At 38.1% G+C, this 9,786-nt stretch carries 8 protein-coding genes; 5 read left to right on the top strand and 3 right to left on the bottom strand.

The window, feature by feature from the left end:
• The first annotated feature begins 17 nt into the window (after positions 1–17).
• Both ftsA and ftsZ read left to right on the top strand, forming a co-directional pair.
• The gene (ftsA, locus tag HZR84_04795) at positions 18–1,310 is read left to right on the top strand and encodes a cell division protein FtsA (GenBank protein QNL21282.1); all 1,293 of its coding nucleotides are present in this window, start codon (positions 18–20) and stop codon (positions 1,308–1,310) included.
• Positions 1,311–1,333: 23 nt separating this feature from the next.
• The gene (gene ftsZ, locus HZR84_04790) at positions 1,334–2,854 is read left to right on the top strand and encodes a cell division protein FtsZ (GenBank protein QNL21281.1); all 1,521 of its coding nucleotides are present in this window, start codon (positions 1,334–1,336) and stop codon (positions 2,852–2,854) included.
• A 72-nt stretch (positions 2,855–2,926) separates the two neighbouring features.
• Here ftsZ and HZR84_04785 read toward each other — a convergent pair whose 3' ends face one another.
• Together HZR84_04785 and HZR84_04780 are read right to left on the bottom strand one after the other, a co-directional pair.
• Positions 2,927–3,418, bottom strand: a complete 492-nt coding sequence (locus tag HZR84_04785; protein ID QNL21280.1) for a hypothetical protein — start codon at positions 3,416–3,418, stop codon at positions 2,927–2,929.
• Position 3,419: 1 nt separating this feature from the next.
• Complete coding sequence (locus HZR84_04780) at positions 3,420–3,950, bottom strand: NAD(P)H-dependent oxidoreductase (GenBank protein ID QNL21279.1); 531 nt, start codon at positions 3,948–3,950, stop codon at positions 3,420–3,422.
• A gap of 199 nt (positions 3,951–4,149) precedes the next feature.
• Between HZR84_04780 and HZR84_04775 the strand changes: the two genes are divergently transcribed.
• The 3 genes from HZR84_04775 (at position 4,150) to HZR84_04765 (ending at position 8,371) form a co-directional block, all read left to right on the top strand.
• On the top strand, positions 4,150–4,860 hold the full coding sequence (locus HZR84_04775) for a class I SAM-dependent methyltransferase (protein QNL21278.1): 711 nt from the start codon (positions 4,150–4,152) through the stop codon (positions 4,858–4,860).
• A gap of 5 nt (positions 4,861–4,865) precedes the next feature.
• Entirely contained in the window at positions 4,866–7,793 is a 2,928-nt protein-coding gene (locus HZR84_04770; protein ID QNL21277.1) for a glycosyltransferase, read from the top strand.
• A gap of 146 nt (positions 7,794–7,939) precedes the next feature.
• Positions 7,940–8,371 carry a hypothetical protein gene (locus HZR84_04765; protein QNL21276.1) on the top strand — a complete coding sequence of 144 codons (432 nt, stop codon included), beginning with the start codon at positions 7,940–7,942 and terminating at the stop codon, positions 8,369–8,371.
• Between the two features lie 66 nt (positions 8,372–8,437).
• Here the strand turns inward: HZR84_04765 and creD are convergent, their stop codons facing one another.
• Complete coding sequence (gene creD / locus HZR84_04760; protein ID QNL21275.1) at positions 8,438–9,775, bottom strand: cell envelope integrity protein CreD; 1,338 nt, start codon at positions 9,773–9,775, stop codon at positions 8,438–8,440.
• Between the last annotated feature and the right edge of the window lie 11 nt (positions 9,776–9,786).

Here is a 9,786-nt window from a genome sequence, read left to right as displayed (position 1 = left end):
TTACAATTATGGCACAAATGGAAGATAAAATCGTAGTTGGTCTGGATATAGGAACAACAAAAATCGTCGCGATAGTTGGGCGGCAAAATGAATATGGAAAACTCGAAATTCTCGGTATGGGTAAGTCTGTTTCGGAGGGTGTTATCCGCGGCATGGTTACCAATATCGACAGAACAGTTCACGCCATCAAAAGCGCAATTGAACAGGCTGAAGAGCAGGCGGGAATTGATATTCGGGTAGTTAATGTCGGCATTGCCGGTCAGCATATTCGTTCTTCAATCCATCATGGCGGTATGACACGTAAGGATGTAGAAACGGAAATCACGGTTCAGGATGTAAAATCTTTGACTCAGGATATGTACAAAACCGTGATTCCTCCCGGTAGTGAAATTATTCACGTAATGCCTCAAACCTACACAGTAGATTATGAGGAAGATATCGTAGACCCGGTAGGTATGACCGGAGCTAGGTTAGAAGCCGATTTTCATGTTATCACAGCACAGACTAATGCCATAAATAATATTAATAAATGTGTAAAACGAGCAGGCCTCGATATAGAAAACTTAATCCTCGAACCCATAGCTTCCAGCATGTCGGTTTTGAGCGAAGAAGAAAAAGAAGCAGGTGTAGCTCTCGTGGATATAGGTGGCGGTACCACAGACATCGCCATCTTCCACGAGAATATTATCAGACATACTGCTGTGATTCCTTTTGGTGGAAATATTATCACGCAGGATATTAAACACGGCTGTATGGTCATGCAAAATCAAGCCGAATTATTAAAAACCCGTTTTGGAAAGGCTTTAACCGATGAAGCCAATGATCTGGAGATTATATCCATTCCCGGTTTGAGAAACAGGCCACCAAAGGAAATATCCATTAAAAATCTGGCGGGAATTATTCAGGCCAGAATGGAGGAAATAACCGAATTGGTCCATTCTGAAATTATTTGTTCCGGTTACGATCAAAGACTGGCCGGTGGAATTGTCATCACTGGTGGCGGTTCACAACTTCAGAATATCAATCAATTGTTTGAATACATGACCGGTATGGATTGTCGTATCGGATATCCTAATGAGCATTTAGGAAAGAGTAAGATCGAATCTGTAAAAAGCCCAATGCATGCCACCGGTGTCGGACTGGTTCTGGCCGGTTTCAAAGCGTTGGATATGAGAGATAAATCGCACCAATTGGCAGAGAACAGGCAAAAAGATAGACCTGCATTTACCGATGGTGGTATTTTCAAGAAAATTATGGAGAAGACTAAAAAAATTCTCACGGATGACCTCGATGAGGACGTTCGCTATTAATCAAGCACCTAAAAATTTCAATTATGGCTGATCATTTTTCATTTGATATTCCCAAGCAGCACAAATCCATTATCAAGGTCATTGGCGTTGGTGGTGGGGGTAGTAATGCGGTGAGTCACATGTACAACCAGGGGATAAAAGACGTAGAATTTATTGTATGCAATACAGACATGCAGGCATTAAAAAGCAGTCCTGTACCGAGTAAAATTCAGATTGGGATGCACCTGACTGAAGGTCTCGGGGCAGGGGCCAATCCGGAAAAGGGAAGATTGGCTGCACAGGAAAGCAAAGAAGAGATTCGCGAACTTCTTAGTAATGGTACCAAAATGGTTTTCATTACGGCAGGAATGGGCGGAGGTACCGGTACAGGTGCAGCTCCTATTATTGCAGAAGTTTGCAGAGATCTGGGAATCCTGACCGTTGGTATTGTGACTAAACCCTTTGGTTTTGAAGGCAAAAAGAAGAAACTATTTGCCGAAGAAGGTATTTCATTGATAAAAAAACATTGCGATACGGTTCTGGTGATTCTAAATGACAAATTGCGTGAAATATCGGGTAATTTATCCATTCGGGATGCATTTGGACAAGCGGATAATGTTTTGACCAATGCAGCAAAAAGCATTGCTGAAATCATTACAGTTACTTCCGATATCAACGTGGATTTTGAAGATGTAAAAACGGTGATGCAAAATTCTGGCGCTGCAGTGATGGGCTCCAGCATTACAGGAGGCGAAAGCAGGGCGCGACGAGCTGCTGAAGAAGCCCTTTCCTCTCCTCTTCTAAACCAAACCGAAATACATGGGGCTAAGAAAATACTTCTTTCCATCCGCTTTGGTGAAGAAGCCGAACTAACCATGGATGAATTAAGTGAAATCACCGATTATATCGAAGAAAAAGCCGGTGATGAAGCTGAGGTTATTTTCGGACAAGGACTGGATTCTACTCTGGGGGAAAATATCTGTGTAACCGTGATTGCGACGGGTTTTGATGAAAATTCCAAACAATCCGGATCTTACGATTTTGAGGAAAAAAGGAAAGTCATCGACATGGATTCCGGAAAGGAAATAAATGCCGAAGATGAAGAACCGAAAGAAGAGGAAGAAAATAATTCCACAATTTATACCGATGATGAGGGTTTGGAAAATGATACACCCGCATCGAATCCGGCGAGGAGAACTCATGAATGGGATATTCAGCAAGGATCAATTCCCTTTGATGAAGAGCCAACTATTCGAAGACGAAGTCCCGAAGAAGTCGAACAAGAGAAACCCGGGGCACCTTATGCGGAGTCTGTTTCAAAGGATCGTTTGATCAGACAGGCATTGGAAAGACGCAAAAAGCTGGAAAATAAATCACTCAATGGCCAGAATGGTTTAGAACCCGATGAGTTTAAAGAGCGTCTCGAAAAACCCGCCTATCAAAGGAAAAAGGTAGAGTTTAAACCTGTACCCGAATCTTCTGAAAGGAAAATTTCGAGATATAATCTAAACGATGATAATGAACTTCTTGGAGACAACAAGTTCTTACATGACAATGTAGATTAATGCTCTGCTAAGATTTGATTTAATGTGCTTGGATAAAAGACTGCTTCTCTTGGAAGCAGTTTTTTTTTGTAATTAAATTACCTCAGCCAGGCAATCTACACAAACTTTAACGATATGATAGGCTTTGTCAGATGATTCTTCATCAAAGGGGCTGTCATCTTCTCCCGGATCAAGCGTGGCGGTGACAAAATTGTGCAAATACTTATTTGGTATATATGCAAGGGATAAGTCTTCATCGTCAAGCAATTCACTTGTTCTGGCCACCTGATCTATTTCATCCAATATTTCCTGTTGTCTTGTTTCACATTTATCAATGATTTTATTTGAAACCATGAACATATTGGGATTTTCAGTTGAAATAACATAATAAATGATCATCATAATGGTGATCACATCATTTCTCTGATCTTCATCATCCAGATCTTCCAGTTTCTCATTTAAAAAGGAATAAAGATCAGGCTGTTCCTTCTCAAATGTGTCTAGAAGCTTTTCGTATTTGGCATCGCTGAGTTCTTCAATATAATCTATTGCTTTTTCCAGCTTTTCGTCATTGATTCTCGCCATCTTAAAATGTTATTAATGAATTTGCTTGTTCCTTTAAAATTTGCTCGTACAACCTATTTATAAATTTCCCTTCTCTAAAATTTTTTTCAAGGGATGAAAGCCGTGGACGAAATGCTAAAACATTTGTCCCCATATAACTTAGAATATCGGATAAATGTGAAAGTGCCAAAGCGCCTCCCTGATCTCCAGCAGAAAGGCCGACAAGCGCCGCCTTTTTATTTTTCAGACTATTAGGGTACTCCAGTCCATCTATAAATGCTTTTAATACGCCCGGAAAAGAACCATTGTACTCGGCAACAATGAAAACAAATTTGTTAAATGAATCCACCCTTTCCTGAAACTGATTGAAATTTTCGTTCTTACCTGAATTTTCATATAAGGCAGAAAACAAAAAATCTTCGGGTAAACTTGACAGATCAAGAATTTCAGCTTTTACTCCTTTTTCTTCCAAAATAGATTGATAATACTCCGCCAATTGAATTGAATAGGAGTTATTTCTGTTGGTTCCCGATATGATTAAAATGTCAGACATAGAATTCGCTGTTCAAAACAAGTCAAAGAAATGAATAATACAAATCGGATAGAATTTATTTCAAAATACTTTTTTGAATAACGATTTGCGTAATCATATAATAACACATCGAAGTTCTATGTTCTCTTAGGTCTCAATTTTGGTTTAATTATTATTTTTTATCCGATATCTATAATTTCACGCTTCGAAAGAAACCCGAATGAATCGAAAACTGACAAATGCAATACGTTTTGTGATGGACGAACTCTTGCCTCCAGCTATCAGAGATAATAAATACTTTATGTATCCATTCTTTTATATCTGGTTTAAAGGACAAGGTTTGGATATGGCAATGAACTTTAAATCAAAGGTTTACAGCTTTACTGAAGAAGATTACGAAGAGCTGTACAAAACGCAGGTTTCACTGGCCAGAGACAGGGTGACAGACCTTAATGAGCCCAGTATTAAGTTCATGTTAGAAAACCTTGATCCCGAAGCAAAAACGATAATCGATATCGGCTGTGGAAATGGTTACTGGTTGAGCAGAATAGACAGAAGCAAATACGAGATTGCGGCTTGTGATATAAAAAATAATCTGAAACATGTGGATTGTCCCTTTCATGAAGGAAATCTTGAACATTTGCCTTTTGAAGACAATGCATTTGATATTGTAACCTGCCATCATACCCTTGAACATGTGATGGATTTACCCAAATCAATCAGAGAATTAAAAAGGGTGGCCAAAAGACAAGTGGTGATCGTCGTACCCAAGCAGAGGTATTTTTATTATACGCTTGATCAACATATCAATTTCTTTCCCTTTAAGGAAGTTCTTGAACATACAGTAGGAATTGAAAAACATACTTGTACCAAAGTTTGGGGAGATTGGGTGTACATTGGTTATCCTAAAGATTCCGATTTAGATAAATAGTCATTTTGAGCGAAAAAGAATTCCCATACGAATTATCACTGATCATTCCTTTTTACAATGAGAAGTCGCGTGTGCCCCTTCTTTTTGAAGGCTTGATCAATTTTTCTAAAAAATACAATCACAAATACGAAGTTATTCTCGTAAATGATGGGAGTAAGGATGGAGGAGAGGAATTAATAAAAAAACATGAGCATTTCAAGGAACTAGAAAGCTCAGAGCAGATTCGAATCATCAGCCTTCCCGGAAACTCAGGAAAAGGAGGCGCATTAAAAAAAGGTGTAGCTGATGCTGCGGGAAGATTCATTTTGACGGTTGATTTTGATATGGCTACCGATCCCATGACGATTGAGGATTGGAAAAAGTCAGAAGGCGGCAAATACCAGGAAAATGAAATCTGGATAGGGTCGAGGCCACATCCGAAATCGCAACTCAAGGAAAAACCATTAAGAAAATTTGTAGGTATCGTTTACAATGCGATCATCAGGTTATTTACCGGATTGCATATCAAAGACACGCAATGCGGATTTAAATTGTACCCTTCGGAAATCGGCAAATTGCTTTTTGAGGAAATGAGAATAAAAGGCTGGGCGCACGATGTGGAAATCCTAAGGCGTGCACATTTATTGGGAATACCGATAAAAGAACTTCCAGTAGTGTGGAAAGCCGTTGATGAAAGCAAGGTGAGCGTAGTCAGGGATTCGATAAAAATGTTTCTTCAAACCTGGCATATCGCCATTGGCTTGTTTATATATTGGGCTTTCATTGTTCCTGTAAAGAATTTTTCTAAAACGGCCTTCGGATATATAGAGACTGCCAAATTCCCGACTTATGATAAATTCAGAACCGAAGCGATTTACCGTTTTGTCTTTGTTGTGCTTTCCATATTTATCTTGTTTCTTATGCCATATTTGAGCAAGGATTATGGCATTTCAGGTGATGAATGGATACAAAATGATTATGGACAAAAGATATACAATTACTATTTCCTTGGCGACGATGCTGTCCTAAGCGAAGAAGAAAGATCTCAGGGATATGAGAAGATAAAATATTACAGCGGCGGCTTTGAATTGCTATCAGCCATTATTTACAATGCTATCGATGCGGAAAATATCTGGAGAGTTCGACATTTTCTAAATGCACTTTTTGGTGTTCTGGCTTTTGTGTTTACCGGATTGGTAGCCAGAGAAATTACCGGAAGTTGGCGAACAGCAGTATTTGCACTTCTAATGGTTATCCTGACCCCGCGTTTGTTTGCCCATTCAATGAATAATCCCAAGGATATTCCATTTGCGGCAGCCAGTATTTTCACGCTTTACTATATCATACGTTTTGTTAAAAGATTGCCAAAACCGGCTTTCAGGGACATGTTCTTTGTTTCCCTTGGCATTGCATTGGCCTTGAATATTCGTATTGGTGGATTATTACTTTTCGGATACATCGGGTTATTCTCCCTTATTCAAATGATATTGCTGAACCGAAAAAAGCAATTCGACTGGTCCAAGGATTTTGGTCGAATATTCAAATACGGCCTGATCATGGCTTTTTTCTCTTATTTTCTAGGAATTATTTCCTGGCCTTACGCTTTGCAATCGCCATTGACCAATCCTTTTGAGGCACTGAGTAAAATGACCAATTACGATACAATCGTTACAGTATTGTATAAGGGATTACAGATTAAATCCGATCAATTACCATGGTCTTATGAAATACACTGGATGGCCATAGCCAATCCATTGGTCATTTTAATTGGCCTGGGGCTTTTTGTGCTACTTTCTTTTAGACTTTTTAAAAAGTACAGCGCAATGGAACTGTTCATGGTAGCTTTCGCCATTGTATTTCCAATCTTTTATGCGATTTATCAGGATTCAACGGTGTACGATGGTTGGCGACATTTTCTATTTGTTTGGCCTCCCATTGTTGTCCTGGCAGCATTGGCATGGAATGAACTGGTCAGTATGCCTAAAAAAGCGGTTTCTTATGCTTCAGCAGCAGTTTTTGTTATAGGTTTGGCGCTTCCACTAAAATGGATGATAGCATCGCATCCCAATCAGATTGTCTACTTCAATGAAGCTTTTGGTGGTCTGGAAAATGCATTTGGAGAATACGAAACCGACTATTACATGAATTCTCTGAAACAGGGCGTAGACTGGCTGGTAGAAAATGAAAAGCTCGCCGAACGTAGTGATACGGTGATAATTGCTTCAAATTGTTACAAAGAAGTCAGGGAATATTTAAAGCTGGTATCTCCAAATTTACGATCAAGGTATTTGCGTTATGAAGACCGAATAAGTAAAGATTACGAATATGGGATATTTATTTCGCGTTTTACCGATAAGTCACTAATTGAAAATAACTGGCCACCTGAAGAACTTGTGTTGCACAATGTCGAAGAAAAAGGAGTAGTACTGACCACCGTATTTAAAAAGAAAATCGATTTGGATTTCAAGGCTTATCAGGCATTGAAAAATGGAAATGCACAAAAAGCAATTGAAGATTTTCGATCTTATTTAAAAACCGATTCTAAAAATGAAGTAGTTTGGCAATATCTGGGAGATGCTTATGCTTCTTTAGGAAATACTGACGAAGCACTAAAAGCTTATAATGAATGTCTTCAGTTGCACAAAGGAAATATGCAGGCATTGGAGAAAATGGGCAGGATATTTATGGAACAGAGAAAATACAATGCGGCCTTAAAAGTGTATCAACGAATGATTGAATATCATCCCGAGCAGGTGCAAGGTTATTATTACTCTGCCATTGCCCATTTAAATCAGGGAAATGCTGCTTTGGGTATTCAGTTTTTGAATAAATCAGTAGAGGTTCAACCGGCATTCCGTCAGGGTTATCTGACATTGGCCAATATATACAGACAACAAGGCAATGAAGCCCTGGCCAATCAATTTCAGCAAAAGGCACAGCAAATCGGGCAGTAGATAATCTTCGTTTACATTCAGTGAACTTTTTGTAGATAAAATTCCCCAGTGCACTTTATTTTACACATAGAGATATCTATAACATTGCATAGAAATCTTTTCCGCGCCTGGCATGTGTTTTTCTTTATGTACGTAAAAACAATATTATGAAAACGACAAAAAGTGATTTAATAAAAACATTATTTAGCTCAGTATTTTTTTCAATACTAATATTAGGATTTTCAGGAAAAATCTTCGCTCAGGAGAAAAGTGAAATGAAAAAATCGCTTAATCAGGCAAAAGAAGAGACCCTGGAAGAAATGAAGGTATTGCAAATCAAAATAGACGACGCTTTGGATGATCTAAAAAAACGTCTGGATATGAGCGAAGGAACAGCTACAAAAGCCTTAGAGGAGACCAAAGAGGAATTGATCCTAAGTAAAGAAAAACTCGAGGGATCAATGAAAGAGGCCAAAAGTGTAAATAATGATAATTGGGGTAATGTCAAAAAAGATTTTGACGAGGCCTATACTGTTTTGGAAAAGGATTTTGAGTCATTGCAAGCCAAAATGGAAGAATTGTTTGATGATTCGAAGTAAACTCCATTTAATCTAATGAAAAAAAGCTCTATCAATCTTGATAGAGCTTTTTTTATTTAAAGCATTTTAATCCTCAATATTTAATTTATACCAGTCGATATTTCTTGTAAAATACATGGTCAAAGCAAGAATTAGTGTCAAGCCTATACTGCCAAACAACAATGCATAATCCGCAATTTGTAAGGTGATAAACAGAAATGTATAAATCCCAGTCAGAGCCAGGACTAAGAGATAGCTCGATTTTTTGGCTTTAAAAACACTCAGGGAATACAAACTGATCATCGATACAATGGCTGCTGTGGACAAAATATAAGCCGTATTAAAATGCAAATGTTCGGAAAGCGAAACAAGCAAAATATAAAACAGGCACAATGATAGTCCGACCAAGGCGTACTGAAAAGGGTGAATTTTTCTTTTGTTTACAATTTCCACAAGAAAGAAAATCAAAAAAGTCAGGGCGATGGTCATGATACCGTATTTAGCCGACCTATTCGATTTTTGATAATCATCAGCCGGAATAATCAGGTCCACGCCAAAGGCGGAGGTATTTATTTCAGCTAAATAACTATTGTCAATCCAGGATTGGGGAAAGTTTCTATTTAGTTTTAGTACCCTCCAAATAGCTTCAAAGCCATTTTCATCCAGGATTCTCTCATCCGGCAGGAAGGTGCCTTTAAAACTCGGCGATTTCCAACTTGATTTTAATTTTACTATGCTAGTGCTTCCCAGAGGTGCAAAAGAGATATTTGTACTTCCCTGAAGACTGAGTTTTATAGCATAATGGATTTTAGCTTTGGATTTTTCTGAAATATTTAAGTTTTGAATATTAATTCCAGAAGGGATAATAGAATTGATTTTCGATCCTGAATTTACATTTAGAATTTTACCATTCCAGTCAAAGTCAATTTTGTTTTTTATGCCTCTCAGGTCAGATATTCCAATCGTTAAAAAGGCCTGCTTATAGAGTATGTCTTTTAAACCGGTTCGGTCTATTTGCTCAGGAATTTCGAAATAGCCTTCAATGGTTAATTCGGAAGAATAAACCGCTACTTCATAAATTCCCCTTCGAAGCAATTTGGGTTCTACGTTCCCGGTGATATTGAGTTCTTCGGGTAAAATATTCCAATATCGTGTAATGGATTCAATTTTATCTTCATTTTGATATTGATAAATCAAGGGAATAGTCAGGATTGGTCCGGATATTTTTTGAGAATTGGCCCATTTGGAATTAATATCTTCAGCTACCTCCCGATTAAGGTTTTCTCTTTCCCGAATTATATCAAATATCATGGAAAGTGGAATTAGGAGCAATAACATAAGTATGGTGATCGTCACCAATTTCAACATGACCGAATTTTTTATCCAGTTGTTGATTTTGTCAAAGATGGATTGTTCATTTTTCATTTTAATGAATA

This window comes from Hyphobacterium sp. CCMP332 (genome assembly GCA_014323545.1).
Lineage (GTDB): Bacteria > Bacteroidota > Bacteroidia > Cytophagales > CCMP332 > CCMP332.
This window is presented reverse-complemented; position numbering and strand designations above follow the sequence as displayed.

What these genes read in the sequence shown, in the direction of transcription:
- ftsA (QNL21282.1), top strand. Translation starts at nt 18, where the DNA reads ATGGAAGATAAAATCGTAGTTGGTCTGGATATAGGAACAACAAAAATC.
- ftsZ (QNL21281.1), top strand. Translation starts at nt 1,334, where the DNA reads ATGGCTGATCATTTTTCATTTGATATTCCCAAGCAGCACAAATCCATT.
- HZR84_04785 (QNL21280.1), bottom strand. Translation starts at nt 3,418, where the DNA reads ATGGCGAGAATCAATGACGAAAAGCTGGAAAAAGCAATAGATTATATT.
- HZR84_04780 (QNL21279.1), bottom strand. Translation starts at nt 3,950, where the DNA reads ATGTCTGACATTTTAATCATATCGGGAACCAACAGAAATAACTCCTAT.
- HZR84_04775 (QNL21278.1), top strand. Translation starts at nt 4,150, where the DNA reads ATGAATCGAAAACTGACAAATGCAATACGTTTTGTGATGGACGAACTC.
- HZR84_04765 (QNL21276.1), top strand. Translation starts at nt 7,940, where the DNA reads ATGAAAACGACAAAAAGTGATTTAATAAAAACATTATTTAGCTCAGTA.
- creD (QNL21275.1), bottom strand. Translation starts at nt 9,775, where the DNA reads ATGAAAAATGAACAATCCATCTTTGACAAAATCAACAACTGGATAAAA.